The organism is Poseidonibacter parvus (genome assembly GCF_001956695.1).
In the GTDB taxonomy this organism is placed as follows: Bacteria; Campylobacterota; Campylobacteria; order Campylobacterales; family Arcobacteraceae; genus Poseidonibacter; species Poseidonibacter parvus.
On sequence record NZ_CP019070.1, the window covers coordinates 1,084,011 to 1,098,545 of the forward strand.

Consider the following 14,535-nt stretch of genomic DNA (forward strand, 5'->3'; position numbering starts at 1 on the left):
ATAATAAGATATAATAAATAAGTAATAATCAGCATTTGGAGTTAAATGTGATAGAAAATAAAAATGATGAATATATAAACGGATATACTGTTTATAAAACGCAAGTTAATCCTAAAAGTGTGAGTTTAAATGATAGAATAATAAGAGTAGGTTGGGATAATGGTGAGCAAAGTGATTATCATTTTTTATGGCTTAGAGACAATTGCCATTGTGACGAATGCGTAACTTCTCTTAGTAAAGAACAAGTATTTGAAATTTGTGATGTTCCTTTTGATATTAAACCTTTAAGTGTTGAATTGTCAAAAGATAATATGATTAATATTATCTGGGATTATAAGTCCCATAAAAGTAGTTATCATCCAGCTTGGTTAAAGCAACACTGTTATAGTCAAGAAGCAAGGGAAAAACGAAATTTAAAATATAAAATTTGGGATAAAAAATTAATAGAAAAATCACTGCCTTTATATGAATATCAAGATGTAATGAATAAAGATGAGATTTTATTAAGTTGGTTATATGATCTACGTGATTATGGAATTAGCAAAATTGTAAACGTTAAAAATAAACTAAATGAAGTACAAAAAGTTGCACAAAGAATTTCTTTTATACGTGAAACAAATTTTGGTATAGTTTTTGATGTAATCTCTAAAAAAAGTGCTAATTCAGCAGCCTATACAAACCTAAAACTTCCTTTACATACAGATTTACCCACACGAGAATTACAACCAGGATTGCAGTTTCTTCATTGTTTAGTAAACGATGCTAGTGGTGGTGAATCTATTTTAGTTGATGGTTTCAAAATTGCTGAGTATATGCGTGAAAAACACAAAGATGAATATAAAGCTTTAAGTACTTTACCTATGTCTTTTTACAACAAAGATAAAAATAGTGATTATAGATTTGTAAGTCCTATGATTATAAGTAATGATAAAGATGAAATAGTAGAAATAAGAATGGCTAATTTTTTACGTGGACCTATTGATATTGATGGCAAAGATATGGAGTCTTTCTATAATGCTTATAGACTATTTATTCTATTGACAAGAGATGAAAAATTTCAATTTTATCATAGACTTAATCAAGGTGATTTAATTGTTTTTGATAATCGTAGAATATTACATGCCCGTAATTCTTTTGATTTAAAAGAAGGTGAAAGACATTTACAAGGCTGTTATGTTGATAAAGATGAATTATTATCAAAAATTAGAATTTTAGAAAGAGAGATTATATGAATAAAATACCAAAAACAATGAAGGCAATGCTCATGATTGGCAATGGCGATTATGATAAATTAGAATATGTTACAAATTATGAAACACCAATTCCAAAAGAAAATGAAGTCTTAATTCAAGTAAAAGCAGCAGGTGTTAATAATACAGATATAAATACAAGAATTGGCTGGTATTCTAAAAATGACAATAATCCTGAAGATGCTTCTTGGGGAGGTGAGAGTTTAAACTTTCCTCGAATTCAAGGTGCAGATGTTTGTGGATATATAGTAGCAGTTGGTAAAAATATTGATGAAAAAAGAATAGGGCAAAGAGTATTAATTGAGCCATCATTACAAAAAATAAATGGTGAACAGTTAGAAAATCCTTGGTATTTTGGAAGTGAGTGTGATGGTGGATTTGCCCAATTTACTGTTATTTCAAATGAACATGCACATGAGATAAAGAGTGATTATACTGATATTGAATTAGCATCTTTCCCTTGTTCTTATTCAACTTCTGAAAACTTATTAACAAGAGCACACGTAAATGAAAATGATATTGTATTAGTTTCAGGAGCTTCAGGAGGAGTTGGAAGTGCAACAGTACAACTAGCATGCGCAAGAGGTGCAAAAGTAATTGCAATTACATCACCTTCAAAGTTTGAAGAGATATTAGCTTTAGGTGCAAGTAAAGTGATTTCAAGAGATGATAATTTAGTTGAAGTTCTTGGAGAAAACTCTGTAACAGTTGTAATTGATTTAGTTGCAGGAAAAAAGTGGAATGAGTTTTTAGATGTGTTAAAACCTCATGGTAGATATGCAGTATCTGGTGCAATTGCAGGTCCAATTGTAGAACTTGATTTAAGAACACTTTACTTAAAAGATTTATCATTTTTTGGATGTACAATTTTAGAAAAAGAAGTTTTCCCAAATCTTATAAAAAGAATTGAAAAAAAAGAGATAAAACCTTTAGTTGCTAAAACTTTTGAATTAGAAAATATTGTTGTTGCGCAAAAAGAGTTTTTAACTAAGAAACATATTGGTAAAATAGTATTAGAAGTTAAATAAAAGGAATAAAATTGGCTTTATTAGATAACAATAAAGATGTACTGCCATTAAGTAGTATTGCTGAATTACTGACAGCAAAAGCACGAACATTAAAAATGTATGAGGAAAAAGGTTTATTTCCTAAGAAGAAAGAATTAAAGAAGCTTTATTCTATAAACGATGTTCAAATTATATCATTTGTTCATTATCTTGCAAGTGTTAAAAAAATAAATGCAAATGGTATTAAGTATATTATTGAAATGTTAGAAAATAATATGGATGAAAAAAACAAAGCAGATTTCCTAGAAATTGTTGAAAAAAAACTAGAAAAACTTTCTGCAAAAGAGATTGTAGACGTAGAGTCTATGTAATATTATATAAAATGAAAGATAAATTAATATTTATCTTTTAATTTATATGAAATATCTAGAATAATTAAAAACACTAAAGGCGTTAATATTTTAGTAAAACTATCTCCTATACTAAAATGTGAAAAAGACGCAAATATAAAATCAAATGCAAATCCACTATAAGCTACAAGCTTAATTGATTCAAACTTTCTAGGTAATACTAAGGCTATAGCTCCTAATATTTTAAAAATTCCTAATAGTGTAAAGAAATACAAAGGGTATCCCAATTCTTGTGATGCAGAAATTACACCCTGTGTTTGTAAAATATCCACAACACCACTAAATAAACCAACTAAGATAACTATGATTCCTGTTGTTAGTAAATATAAATTTTTTATATTAAATATTTTTGATTTCATTTTTTAACCTTTTCTCAACCTTTATTTTTATAAAAAAAGTATATTATTTTTTTGTTTAGTAAGTATTTATTAATTTAAATTAGCACTTTTGGGCTCATAGTGCTAATTTGTCTTTAAACTTTAGCTTTCTTTTATAAAGTTTTGATAAAATTACATCTATTATATTAAAAAATACAGGAGATTTTTATGGCAAAACATCAATTTCAAACAGAAGTAGGTCAACTTTTACAATTAATGACTCACTCATTATATTCAAACAAAGAAATATTTATTAGAGAATTAGTATCAAATGCAAGTGATGCAATTGATAAATTAAATTACTTAAAATTAACAGATGAAACAATCAAAGCTGCATTACCACAAGATTGGGCTGGTCAAGTAAACATTACTTTCGATGAAGAAGATAAATCATTAACAATTATTGATAATGGTATTGGTATGAATGAAGATGATTTAATCGCTTCAATTGGTACAATCGCAAAATCAGGAACAAAATCATTTGTAGAAGCAATGACAGGTGATGCTAAAAAAGATTCAAACTTAATTGGACAATTTGGTGTTGGTTTTTATTCAGTGTTTATGGTTGCATCACATGTTGATGTAATTTCTAAAAAAGCTGGTGAGGATACTGGTTATAAATGGTCAAGTGATGGTACAGGTGAATTTGAATTAGCACCTTGTATTAAAGAATCATCAGGAACTGTTATTTATATTAAATTAAAAGATGAAGAAGCAGAAGAGTTCGCAAGTAAAGAAAGAATCAAAAATATTGTTGGAAAATATTCTAACCATATTGCATACCCAATTTTTCTATCTTACAAAGAAGAAGTTACTGAAACTTTAAGTGAAGAAGATGAAAAAGCTGGTAAAGAAGCAAAGAAAACTATTGAAGATAGAAATGAAAAAATTAATGAAGCGACAGCTTTATGGATGCAACCAAAGTCTAAGTTAAAAGATGAAGAATATAATGCATTCTATAAATCAATTTCTCATGACTCTACTGATCCAATGGCTACAATTCATACAAAGGCTGAAGGTGTAAATGAATATACAACTCTTTTCTATATTCCAGCAGTTGCACCAATGGATATGTATAGAGCTGATTATGAACCAGGTGTTAAGCTTTATGTTAAAAGAGTATTTATTACAGATTCTGAAAAAGAATTATTACCAACTTACCTTAGATTTGTAAAAGGTATTATAGATTCTGAAGATTTACCATTAAATGTTTCAAGAGAAATTTTACAAGAAAACAGAGTAATGGCAAATATCAAACAAGCTTCTGTTAAAAAAGTTTTAAATGAAATCAAAAAAATGTCAAAAGATGAAGAAAAATATGCTTTATTTATTGAACAATATAATAGAGCATTAAAAGAGGGTGCTTACCAAGACTTTACAAATAAAGAAGCATTATTAGAGCTTATTAGATTTAAGTCTTCAAAAGCAGAAAAAATGACTTCATTAAAAGCTTATAAAGAAGCTGCTGATAGTGAGCAAAAAGCTATTTACTACATCGTTGGTGAAAATGAAAATGTTCTAAGAAACTCTCCATTATTAGAAGCATATAAGAAAAATGATATCGAAGTTCTTATCTTAGATGATAAAGAAATTGATGAAATCATTACTCCTATGTATGGTGCTTACCAAGAATGGGAATTTAAAGATATTACATCTGCTGAAGCTCCAAAAGTTGAACAAACGGAAGAAGAGAAAAAAGAAGTAGAAGAAAAATTTGAAGATATCACTAAAAAGATCAAAGAAATTTTAGGTGAAAGTGTATCTGATGTTAGAGTTACAAATAGATTAAGTGAGTCTCCATCTTGTGTAGTAAAAGACGCAGGTGATGCACAAATGGCTCAAATGGCACAAATGATGAAAGCAATGGGTCAAGCAATGCCAGATACTGCTCCAATTTTAGAAATTAACCCAGATCATGAAATCGTTACAAAATTAAATGGTTTAGCTGATGACTCATTAGTTTCTGATGTTTCATGGGTATTATTAGATCAAGCAAAATTATCTGAAGGTATGGAAATTACTGACGCAGTTGCATTTGCACAAAGATTAAATAGAATTACTGCAAAAGCTTTATAAAAACCTTATATATTAGTAACGTAATATTTACGTTGCTAATATTTCTTTCAAATATCTTTGATTCATATCATTAGTTAAATAAAAATTTTTTGTTAAAATGATCTTTAGAATAAAATAAAAATGAAAGATTAATATGCAAAAAATTATACTTTTGGCATTAACAATTATAATATTAAATGCTAATACAACAACACCTATAAAAAATAATTTGCCAAGAACAGTAGAGCCAAAAGCGCAAGCTAAAGCTGATGCACAACTTAGAATACAAAATAAAAAAATTATAAAAATGGTTGTAGCTGAAATAGGGAAAAATCTTCCTCAAAAAATTGATAACTATACTACTTTTGTATCTATTACTGATGAAAATTTAACTTTAGTTTCTACGTATGAAATTAATACAGGTGAAAAAAGTGATGAAAAAGTGAGAGTTGAAGATCAACCTAGAATGCAAGAATTTGTTGTCGAAGGAATTTGTAGAAGTTCTAAGCGATTTTTACAAGCAGATATAAATATTACATATGTTTATAAAAACAAAACTACTAAAGTTGAACTTTTTAGGTTTGAAGTAGAAGCAAATAATTGTATAGATTTTTGGAAAGAGTAAGATTGATTTACTACTTACTTTCCAAAGACTTTAAAGAAATTATAATTGACTCAGAAACTTCATCACTTATCATTTCTTCATATTTTTTAATTTGATTAGGTATATTTTCATTACAAATATCTAGTGTAATTTGATTAAAAAACAGATTGTCATTTATCATATTCAAAGTGTCTTCAATATCCAACTCTTTATTTTTAACTGCATTAATATTTTCATTTGCAAAATATTGTAAAGCATCCATTGCAGCTTGTTTTTGTAATTCAATTTCAAATATATTATCTATATCTTCGTTTAACTCTTTTAACATCTCATAAATAGATCCAAGTGCGTATTCTAATTTTATATTAAAATCTAACTCTTTAGTATTTGTAGTATTTACCAATATTCCAAGTGATACTTGATAATATGTATCATATTTAGCTAAATTATTTATTATTGCTAGTTTGTTAAAGTATTTGTTAATATCCATTTTTCTTCCATTATTTTTTCAAATTATAGCAAATTAGTCTTGTATTAAATTCATAAAGATGTTAAGATACATTTCTTAATATTAAATAAAGGACAAATCTTGGGTTTTATAACTAATAGTTTAAAGTCAATTGTAAAAAGTTTTACAAAACTTTCAAGACCAGTTTTTAATTTTCAAGATAATACTTTAAAGTTTAAAATAAACTCAGATCAATTCTATACGTATACTTTAGAAGATTTTGATACTAAAACTAGGCATGACCCATATACTATCCAAGCATATACATTAAAATCTCAAAACATATTTATTGAATATATACAAACTGACATAGATGTGCAATGGAATGCCCTTCCTAGTTCTTTATATATAGATTTAGTTAAAAAAAAGCTAAACTTAAAATCTATGAAGGTTTTAGAAAAATATGATTTTAATAATTACGAATTTATCACTTTTAAACTTGATGAGCATTATATATTAAATTTTATTTATATTTTTGAAACAAATAAAGATGTATTTATCTTAGATATAAACTCAAAACTATATACAAATTTATTAAAAAACTTTAAAAAAGATTATACTTATACTCATGAAAGAAACGCAGAAGATACTGTAGATTTTAATTTTTCAATCACAAGAGAAAATAATCTTAACAACTATTTCTCTTATGAAGGCTCAGGAAATTAGTTTCCAAACACTTGTTTTAAAAGTGATGTAGTTTGAGCAACTGGGTTAGTTCTAATTTGGGCTTCTTTTTGTGCAATCATAGTAAATAAACCATTAATTGCTTTATCTGTTACATAATCATCAATTGATTGATCTGAACTTCCAGGTAAATATGAATCTACACCAAAACTTTTAGCCATATCCATCACACCAGTACTTTCAACCATACCTTTTGCATTTTCTTTATAAAAATTGTTTGCCATATCATAGTAAGATGCTACTTGATTTTCTTTCATTGTTTCTTTAATAATTGGTGCAATCATTTCTTTTAATGAAGCTGTTGTATTTGTTTTAAAATATTCTGTTGCAGCATTATTACTTCCTGCTAAAATATTTTTTGCATCATCTACTGACATTTTTTCAATTGCATTTGCAAATATACTTGCAGTTTTTGGTGCGGCTGTTGTTGCTGCTTTATTCATTGAGTTGATTAAATTATCTGCCATTTTATCTCCTCCTGCACTTCTTAAAAGAGTTTCAACTTTTGCTAAATTTTCAGGTAAAGGAATTTTTACTAATGAATTATTTAAATATCCATTATCTTTACTTAAATTCTCTACTGCATATGTAACACCAGTTTTCAAAGCTTGTTTTAAACCACTTGTAACAGTTGAGTTATCCAGATTTGAGTTTACTGTATTTGTACTAGATTTTGAATCTGCTGTTTTCGTTTCATTTGTAACATTATCAATTACACCTTTTGCGATACTTCCTAAGTCAAAGGCATAACTTAGACTTGAAGTTAAAATTAAAGATGCAATAATTGTACTTTTTTTCATTAAATATCCTATTTATATTTTTGTTTTATTTTAACATTATATAATGTAATAATTGTGAAAAGGATAATAAATATAATGATTAATGAAATTTCTGAATATTTACATAGTTTTAAAAATAAAGTTATGGAAGCAGAACAAATATTACAAGAGTGTGAAATAAAAATATCTACATATGCTCAAAAATTAGAAAAACAATCTTTAAAAAAAGAGTTTGAAGAAAACTTTTATACAATTTTAGGATATACATATAGATTAGAAGATAATAAACAAAGACTTTTTTACACTTTTCAAGAAGCCGTTTATGCAATTGATTTAGATAAATTGATGAGAAATGATGACTCTTTAAAATTAAATAGTATTGTTTATATTTTAGTTCTTGATTCAATTATTAAAGAGTATAAAACAAAAATGGTAAATGAAGAAGAAAAACAAAAAGCACTAGACACATATAAAATAGTTCAAGATAGACAAGCAAAAGAAAATTCAAAATATCATATGTATCAAAACTAGGAGATAAGATGGCAAAATTCACTGAAAAATTAAGTTCTAAAGAGATTGATTTTATAAATGAGCAAAAAATGTTTTTTGTATCAACTGCTCCTAAAAATGGGAAAATAAATATTTCTCCCAAAGGCTTAGATAATACTTTTAAAATTTTAAATGAAGATACCATTTTATGGTTAAACTATTTTGGAAGTGGAAATGAAACAGCAGCACATTTATTAGAAGATAATAGAATGACTATTATGTTTTGCGCTTTACAAGGTGATGCAAATATTTTAAGATTATATTGTGAAGCTAAATGCATTCAAGAAAAAGATGATGATTGGAGTGAATATATAAATCACTTTCCAATTTCAAGAGCAGCTAGACAAGTATTTGAAGTAAAAATAAAAAGTGTAAATAACTCTTGTGGAATGGGTGTTCCTCTATATGATTTTGTTGGACAAAGAGATGAGCTAAATGATTTTTATGATAACTCTACAAAAGAAGAACACCTTGCATATATGAGAAGAAAAAACTTAATTAGTTTTGATGGAAAAGATACTAAACTATTTGATTAGTTTTAGTATCTGTTTTTCTATTAATTTTATATCATCTGTTAAAGTCATAATTTCTAAATCTTCTTTTTGAATCATATTATTTGCACATAATGATTTTTCAAAGAATTTAATTAAATATTTCCAGTAATCATAACCAACTAAATATATTTTTAATCTATTTAATTTTCCTGTTTGAACTAGTGTTAATACTTCAAATAATTCGTCTAAAGTACCAAAACCTCCAGGAAATACGACTATTGCTTTTGAATATTTAACTAACATATATTTTCTAGAAAAAAAGTAATTAAAAGTCATACTTCTTGTTGTATAAGGATTTGGAGTTTGTTCTTTTGGAAGAGTGATATTTAAACCAATAGATTCAATATTTTTGATTTTAAAAGCACCTTTATTTGCCGCACCCATTATTCCAGAACCACCACCAGTTATGATATTTATATCATTTTTAGCTAATTTTTTTGAAAGTTTTTGTGCTAATTTTGCATAAATATCCACATCTTTTGTTCTAGCACTCCCAAAAATAGTAACATTGTTTTTTAAATCTTTTAATATCTTTTCTGCATCTTTAAAATCTTTTAGTATTTTTTTATTATCAAGAATTTGATCTTTTTTCATTTTTATTCCTTATTAATATTATTATATAATCAAATTGATAAAACTCACTTATATCTCACTATAATTTATTAAAATATAAAAAAAGGATATTACTCTTGTTTAATGAAAAAAATATTCCAAGGCTTATTATTTTAAGTCCAATTATGACAGTAGTACTAATTGCTTTCTTTACTATTTATTTTTTTATCAAAACTCAAAATGATTATTTTAAAGAAGAGAGTATTAGATTTGAGAAACAGTATATCTTAAAACAAAAAAATGTACTACGAAGAGAAGTATCAAGTATTATAAACTATATAAACTTTCAAGACAATCATAATACAAAGCTAAGTAAAGAAGAATTAAAAGATCAAATTCTAAGATATACAGAAAGTATAAGTTATGATAAAAATGGTTATATTTGGGTTCATGATACAGAGTATAATTTAAAAGCACATCCCTATAGACAAAACAGTTTAAACGAGAATGATAAATATTTAAAAGATGCTGTTGGAACATATATGATTAGAAAACAAGTTGATAATGCGTTAAAGAATAAAGAGGGTGCTTTTATTGAATATTATTGGATGAAACCAAATGAAGAAAAACCTTTTAAAAAATTAGGTTTTGTAAAACTTTATGAAAAATATAATTGGGTTATTAGTGCTGGATTATATACTGATGATATTCAAAAAACGATTTTAGAAAATAAAAAACTATTAGAAAAAAGAATTGACAAATATATTAGATTAGTTGTTATTATCTCTTTTTTTGTTGTTTTCTTTATAGGTCTAATTTCTTTTATTATGTCAAAAAAAATTACTGAAGTTATTCAACGTTATCAAGAAAATGTTGTTAGAAAAGAACTACTATTAGAAGACTTAAATAAAAACTTAGAAAAGAAAGTTCAAGTAGCAATTGTTGAAGCTCAAAAAAAAGATAGAGCAATGCTTCATCAATCAAGACTTGCAAGAATGGGAACTATGCTTTCTATGATTGCTCATCAATGGAGACAACCTCTTAGTGAAGTTTCTGGAATTTTAATGGAGTTAGAAACTGCAAATAAATTTAAAAAAGTTGATGATAAGATGATAAATGAAGTAGTTGCTGATTCAAATAAACTTATACAATTTATGTCTTATACAATTGATGACTTTAGGAACTTTTTCAAACCAGATAAAAAGAAAGTTGATTTTTATATTGAAGATTCATGTATGGAAGCAATATCTTTAATTAGTGCATCTATTAAAAATTACAATATAAAGCTTCAATATAATATAAAGATGAATTATGAAATATATGGTTATAAAAGAGAGTTTGCTCAAGTTTTATTAAATTTAATGTCAAATGCAAAAGATATCTTGAATCAAAGAGAAATTAAAAATCCGCAAATAAACTTGGAAGTAGATTTTAAAGATGGCTATGCATTTGTTAGTGTTAAAGATAATGCTGGTGGGGTGGAAGAAGAATATTTAGATTTGATTTTTGAACCATATTTTACTACAAAAAGTAGTGCAAAAGGAACTGGTCTTGGACTTTATATGTCAAAAATGATTATTGAAAAAAATATGGATGGCGAATTAAGTGTAAAAAATGACGAAGACGGTGCAATTTTCACAATAAAAATAAAGGCATAAAATGGAAGATATACTAAATCAATTAAAAAACTATACTGTTCTTTGTGTTGAAGATGAAGATGGAATTAGAAAAAGATTAGTAAATACTTTAAAATACTATTTCTCAGAAGTATATGAAGCTTCTAATGGAGAAGAAGGTTATTATTTATATTACGATAAAAGACCTAACCTTATTATATCTGATATAGAAATGCCAGAAAAAAATGGTATTGAAATGGCTGAAGAAATAAGAAAAGATGATTTAACAACAACAATAATTATGTTGACAGCTTATTCAAATGAAGAATATCTCTTAAATTTAATTAATCTAAATATTAATCACTATATTTTAAAACCTATTGTGTCAGAAAATCTATTAAATGGGATTATTAAAGCTTTAGGAAATAAGTTAGAAAAGAAAATTGTATTTGCAGAAAGACTTTATTTTGATACACAAAAAAGAGAACTTTTTTATAAAGATGAACTTATACCTTTAAGAAAGAGAGAAAAAGATTTTCTATTATTACTTAATGAAAATAAAGATAAAGTCCTAGTATATTCTACTATTGAAGAATATATATGGAAAGATAAAATAATGAGTACAAGTGCATTAAAAACATTTATAAAAGAATTAAGACAAAGATTACCTCTTGATTTAATCATTAATGTTCATCAAGAAGGCTACAAATTAAAAAACTTATAAAGTATTAATAAAAACTCACCTTTAACTCACTTGAAATTCCTACAATAACTTATCTAAAAATTAAGGAATTACAATGTTAAAAAAATGTTTACTTCTAGCGTCTCTTTCAAGTTTAGTATTTGCAGGAAATGTTAAAATGGATTTAAATGCGAGACAAGGTTCAAATAACTTTCATACGCAAGGTGTTGAAAAATTTGCTTCTTTAGTAAAAGATTATACTAAAGGTAGTGTAAATATTACAATACATCCTGGTTCTTCACTTGTAAAAGGGAATCCTTTAAAAGCTGTAAAAGATGGTACTGTTGCAATGGCTGATATGTTTATACCTTTTACAGCAGGAGGAGGTAAAGTATTTGGAATTTCTGCTTTACCTTTTATTGCACAATCTTATGAAGATGCATATAAACTTTATCAAATCTCAAAACCAGCTTATGACAAAGTTGCTAAGAAATGGAATCAAAAACTACTTTATAGTGTAACTTGGCCACCATCAGGATTTTATGGAGATAAAAAACTTGAAGCTTTATCTGATTTAAAAAATTTCAAAACTAGAACTTATGATAAAAACTCTGCAAACTTTGCAAATGGTGCAGGTGGAAATGCTGTTGCCTTACCTTGGGGTGAAGTTTACTCAGCACTTAGAACAGGTATGGTTAACTCTGTAATTACATCTTCATCATCTGGAAAAGATGGTAAATTTTGGGAAGTATTAACAGATTTTACAAAAATTAGCTATGCATATCCTTTACAAGCAGTTACTATTAATCTTGACTACTGGAATTCTTTAGATGCATCTCAAAAAGAAGCAATGTTAAAAGCAGCAAGTGAAATTGAAAAAGAACAATGGGAAGTTGTACGAGTTGAAGATAAAAATGCACTGGATACAATGGCTAAAAATGGCATGAAAATATCAGAAGCTAGTGATGCATTAAAAGCTGAGTTATCTAAAGTTGCAGATAAAATGCTTGAAGAATACTTATCTGATGCTAAATCTGATACTAAAAAAATCTTTGAAGAATATAGAAAGTAAGTTATGAAAGCTTTTTATAATTTTGCAAATAAGCTCTCTTTATGGGGGGCTTATCTTTCATCAGTTCTATTGATTTCTCTAGTATTGTTGATTTTAACTGAGATATTTATCCGATATTTCTTTGATATGTCCACATTAATAGCAGATGAATATAGCGGATATTTATATCTGTCATCAATTTTTTTAGGTTTAGCTTATACTTTTAAAGAAGGTGCGCATATTAGAATTAATATTTTGACTTCAAGAATGAGTAAAAAATCTAATAGATTTATTGATATTTTTGCAGGAATGATTACAATTATTGTTTTATTTTTTGCATTGTATAGAAGTGTTTTATACACTTTTGATTCGTATGAGATGGAAATGCTTTCTGAAGCTGTATCTGAAACACCGATCTATTTAACACAATTAGTTATGCCTTTAGGTATTTCATTATTTATTTTAAGTGTTATAGTTTTTGTTATACAAGGATTAAAAAATGATATCTGATCCACTAATTTTATCAATTGTTATTGTAATTATAATGTTTACATTTTTATTATCTTCAATTTGGATTGGTGTTTCTTTAATTCTAACGGGAATTATTGCAATGTTGATATTTGAACATAATCTTCCTCCAACTCTTTCAATATTTGATAAAATTGGAGACTTATTAGCTTCATCTATGTATGATTCATTAAATTCATGGTCGCTTGCAGCTTTACCTATTTTTATTCTCATGGGTGAAATATTGTATAAGTCATCAATTTCTACAAGACTTTTAAATGGTTTAACACCATGGCTTAGTTTTATTCCTGGAAAATTACTTCATGTAAATGTAGTAGCATGTTCTTTATTTGCAGCAATTTCTGGTTCAAGTTCAGCAACGACTGCAACTGTTGGAAAGATTACACTTGATGAGCTTCAAAAAAGAGGTTATTCAAAATCTTTAGCATTAGGTTCTCTTGCTGGAAGTGGTACTTTAGGGTTTTTAATTCCTCCATCACTTATTATGATTATTTATGGAGTATTATCAAATGTATCAATAGGTAAGCTATTTATGGCAGGTTTACTTCCAGGACTTTTACTTGCAACTTTGTACTCTATTTATATAATGATTGCATCAAGGGTTGATAGTAGTGTAGTTCCAGTTGAAGAAAACAAATATACTATTAATGATTATTTATACTCATTAAAAGACTTATTCCCTGTTTTTACTTTGATTATTGTCGTATTAGGTTCAATTTATGGTGGACTAGCAACTCCAACTGAAGCAGCTTCTTTAGGAGTATTAGGTGCAGTTATTCTTGCTACTTATTTTAAAAGTATATCTATTGATATACTAAAAAATGCTTTATTGAATACTATAAAAACTTCAGTGATGATTAGTTTTATTATTGTTGGAGCTGGTTTTTTATCACATGTTGTAGGTTTCTTAGGAATAGCAAGAGCTATTAGTGAGTTTATTGGAGCAATGGGACTGTCACCATTTATGTTAATTGTAATTATTGGAATAATGTATGTCTTTTTAGGAATGATTTTAGATGGTATTTCAATTGTAGTTATGACCCTACCTATTGTATTACCAATTATATTATTTGCAGGATTTGATCCTTTATGGTTTGGTATTTTTTTAGTATTTATGGTTGAGTTATCTCAAATCACACCACCTGTTGGATTCTCCTTGTTTATCATACAAAGTATAAGTGGAGAGAAAATCGAATATATATTAAAAGCAACATTACCGTTCTTTTTACTAATGATAGTTGCTGTTGTTTTAATTACAGTTTTCCCTGAAATTGTACATTTCTTGCCTCAATATATGACGGCAAAATAGAATAAAATATAAAATAAGTA

17 protein-coding genes are annotated in these 14,535 nt (G+C 26.7%); 13 read left to right on the forward strand and 4 right to left on the reverse strand.

The features are described from left to right. Window positions 1-47 precede the first annotated feature (47 nt). The 3 genes from LPB137_RS05315 to LPB137_RS05325 are packed head-to-tail and all read left to right on the forward strand — an operon-like array spanning window position 48 to window position 2,628. Window positions 48-1,232, forward strand: coding sequence for a TauD/TfdA family dioxygenase (locus tag LPB137_RS05315; RefSeq protein ID WP_083657126.1), 1,185 nt, complete (start codon window positions 48-50; stop codon window positions 1,230-1,232). Further along, window positions 1,229-2,278 (forward strand): alcohol dehydrogenase family protein, encoded by a 1,050-nt coding sequence (locus LPB137_RS05320; RefSeq protein ID WP_076085394.1) that lies wholly within the window; start codon window positions 1,229-1,231, stop codon window positions 2,276-2,278. Before LPB137_RS05315 ends, LPB137_RS05320 begins: the two co-directional genes overlap by 4 nt. 11 nt (window positions 2,279-2,289) lie before the next feature. Beyond that, the gene (locus LPB137_RS05325) at window positions 2,290-2,628 is read left to right on the forward strand and encodes a MerR family transcriptional regulator (RefSeq protein ID WP_076085397.1); all 339 of its coding nucleotides are present in this window, start codon (window positions 2,290-2,292) and stop codon (window positions 2,626-2,628) included. A 23-nt stretch (window positions 2,629-2,651) separates the two neighbouring features. Here the strand turns inward: LPB137_RS05325 and LPB137_RS05330 are convergent, their stop codons facing one another. Beyond that, window positions 2,652-3,026, reverse strand: a complete 375-nt coding sequence (locus LPB137_RS05330) for a DoxX family protein (RefSeq protein WP_076085400.1) — start codon at window positions 3,024-3,026, stop codon at window positions 2,652-2,654. 186 nt (window positions 3,027-3,212) lie between these two features. Between LPB137_RS05330 and htpG the strand changes: the two genes are divergently transcribed. Together htpG and LPB137_RS05340 are read left to right on the forward strand one after the other, a co-directional pair. Then, window positions 3,213-5,120, forward strand: a complete 1,908-nt coding sequence (gene htpG / locus LPB137_RS05335) for a molecular chaperone HtpG (protein ID WP_076085403.1) — start codon at window positions 3,213-3,215, stop codon at window positions 5,118-5,120. A gap of 133 nt (window positions 5,121-5,253) precedes the next feature. Then, window positions 5,254-5,724 (forward strand): hypothetical protein, encoded by a 471-nt coding sequence (locus tag LPB137_RS05340; protein WP_076085406.1) that lies wholly within the window; start codon window positions 5,254-5,256, stop codon window positions 5,722-5,724. A gap of 10 nt (window positions 5,725-5,734) precedes the next feature. Here the strand turns inward: LPB137_RS05340 and LPB137_RS05345 are convergent, their stop codons facing one another. Beyond that, window positions 5,735-6,193 carry a hypothetical protein gene (locus tag LPB137_RS05345; RefSeq protein ID WP_076085409.1) on the reverse strand — a complete coding sequence of 153 codons (459 nt, stop codon included), beginning with the start codon at window positions 6,191-6,193 and terminating at the stop codon, window positions 5,735-5,737. 99 nt (window positions 6,194-6,292) lie between these two features. On the opposite strand from LPB137_RS05345, the gene LPB137_RS05350 reads away from it, so the two are divergent. Then, the gene (locus LPB137_RS05350) at window positions 6,293-6,877 is read left to right on the forward strand and encodes a hypothetical protein (protein ID WP_083657129.1); all 585 of its coding nucleotides are present in this window, start codon (window positions 6,293-6,295) and stop codon (window positions 6,875-6,877) included. Here LPB137_RS05350 and LPB137_RS05355 read toward each other — a convergent pair. Continuing rightward, the gene (locus LPB137_RS05355) at window positions 6,874-7,695 is read right to left on the reverse strand and encodes a DUF4197 domain-containing protein (RefSeq protein ID WP_076085415.1); all 822 of its coding nucleotides are present in this window, start codon (window positions 7,693-7,695) and stop codon (window positions 6,874-6,876) included. The genes LPB137_RS05350 and LPB137_RS05355 overlap by 4 nt on opposite strands. A gap of 75 nt (window positions 7,696-7,770) precedes the next feature. On the opposite strand from LPB137_RS05355, the gene LPB137_RS05360 reads away from it, so the two are divergent. Together LPB137_RS05360 and LPB137_RS05365 are read left to right on the forward strand one after the other, a co-directional pair. Then, window positions 7,771-8,205 carry a hypothetical protein gene (locus tag LPB137_RS05360; protein WP_076085418.1) on the forward strand — a complete coding sequence of 145 codons (435 nt, stop codon included), beginning with the start codon at window positions 7,771-7,773 and terminating at the stop codon, window positions 8,203-8,205. Window positions 8,206-8,213: 8 nt separating this feature from the next. After that, window positions 8,214-8,759, forward strand: a complete 546-nt coding sequence (locus LPB137_RS05365) for a pyridoxamine 5'-phosphate oxidase family protein (RefSeq protein ID WP_076085421.1) — start codon at window positions 8,214-8,216, stop codon at window positions 8,757-8,759. Here LPB137_RS05365 and LPB137_RS05370 read toward each other — a convergent pair. Then, the gene (locus LPB137_RS05370; RefSeq protein ID WP_076085424.1) at window positions 8,748-9,371 is read right to left on the reverse strand and encodes an LOG family protein; all 624 of its coding nucleotides are present in this window, start codon (window positions 9,369-9,371) and stop codon (window positions 8,748-8,750) included. The genes LPB137_RS05365 and LPB137_RS05370 overlap by 12 nt on opposite strands. A gap of 95 nt (window positions 9,372-9,466) precedes the next feature. Between LPB137_RS05370 and LPB137_RS05375 the strand changes: the two genes are divergently transcribed. The 5 genes from LPB137_RS05375 to LPB137_RS05395 all read left to right on the forward strand — a co-directional run bounded on the left by LPB137_RS05375 (window position 9,467) and on the right by LPB137_RS05395 (window position 14,515). Beyond that, window positions 9,467-10,987, forward strand: coding sequence for a cache domain-containing protein (locus LPB137_RS05375; protein ID WP_076085427.1), 1,521 nt, complete (start codon window positions 9,467-9,469; stop codon window positions 10,985-10,987). Between the two features lies 1 nt (window position 10,988). After that, entirely contained in the window at window positions 10,989-11,669 is a 681-nt protein-coding gene (locus LPB137_RS05380; protein ID WP_076085430.1) for a response regulator transcription factor, read from the forward strand. Window positions 11,670-11,742: 73 nt separating this feature from the next. Next, a complete protein-coding gene (locus LPB137_RS05385) occupies window positions 11,743-12,699 on the forward strand; it encodes a TRAP transporter substrate-binding protein (RefSeq protein ID WP_076085433.1) in 957 nt (318 codons plus the stop codon). A 3-nt stretch (window positions 12,700-12,702) separates the two neighbouring features. After that, window positions 12,703-13,188 (forward strand): TRAP transporter small permease subunit, encoded by a 486-nt coding sequence (locus LPB137_RS05390; protein ID WP_076085435.1) that lies wholly within the window; start codon window positions 12,703-12,705, stop codon window positions 13,186-13,188. Further along, window positions 13,178-14,515 (forward strand): TRAP transporter large permease, encoded by a 1,338-nt coding sequence (locus LPB137_RS05395; RefSeq protein ID WP_076085437.1) that lies wholly within the window; start codon window positions 13,178-13,180, stop codon window positions 14,513-14,515. The genes LPB137_RS05390 and LPB137_RS05395 overlap by 11 nt, the downstream gene beginning before the upstream one ends. Window positions 14,516-14,535 lie beyond the last annotated feature (20 nt).

Bases quoted from the DNA above. Each gene is read 5' to 3' on its own strand.
- LPB137_RS05320 (WP_076085394.1), top strand. From the start codon at position 1,229: ATGAATAAAATACCAAAAACAATGAAGGCAATGCTCATGATTGGCAAT.
- LPB137_RS05330 (WP_076085400.1), bottom strand. From the start codon at position 3,026: ATGAAATCAAAAATATTTAATATAAAAAATTTATATTTACTAACAACA.
- htpG (WP_076085403.1), top strand. From the start codon at position 3,213: ATGGCAAAACATCAATTTCAAACAGAAGTAGGTCAACTTTTACAATTA.
- LPB137_RS05340 (WP_076085406.1), top strand. From the start codon at position 5,254: ATGCAAAAAATTATACTTTTGGCATTAACAATTATAATATTAAATGCT.
- LPB137_RS05345 (WP_076085409.1), bottom strand. From the start codon at position 6,193: ATGGATATTAACAAATACTTTAACAAACTAGCAATAATAAATAATTTA.
- LPB137_RS05355 (WP_076085415.1), bottom strand. From the start codon at position 7,695: ATGAAAAAAAGTACAATTATTGCATCTTTAATTTTAACTTCAAGTCTA.
- LPB137_RS05360 (WP_076085418.1), top strand. From the start codon at position 7,771: ATGATTAATGAAATTTCTGAATATTTACATAGTTTTAAAAATAAAGTT.
- LPB137_RS05365 (WP_076085421.1), top strand. From the start codon at position 8,214: ATGGCAAAATTCACTGAAAAATTAAGTTCTAAAGAGATTGATTTTATA.
- LPB137_RS05370 (WP_076085424.1), bottom strand. From the start codon at position 9,371: ATGAAAAAAGATCAAATTCTTGATAATAAAAAAATACTAAAAGATTTT.
- LPB137_RS05380 (WP_076085430.1), top strand. From the start codon at position 10,989: ATGGAAGATATACTAAATCAATTAAAAAACTATACTGTTCTTTGTGTT.
- LPB137_RS05385 (WP_076085433.1), top strand. From the start codon at position 11,743: ATGTTAAAAAAATGTTTACTTCTAGCGTCTCTTTCAAGTTTAGTATTT.
- LPB137_RS05390 (WP_076085435.1), top strand. From the start codon at position 12,703: ATGAAAGCTTTTTATAATTTTGCAAATAAGCTCTCTTTATGGGGGGCT.
- LPB137_RS05395 (WP_076085437.1), top strand. From the start codon at position 13,178: ATGATATCTGATCCACTAATTTTATCAATTGTTATTGTAATTATAATG.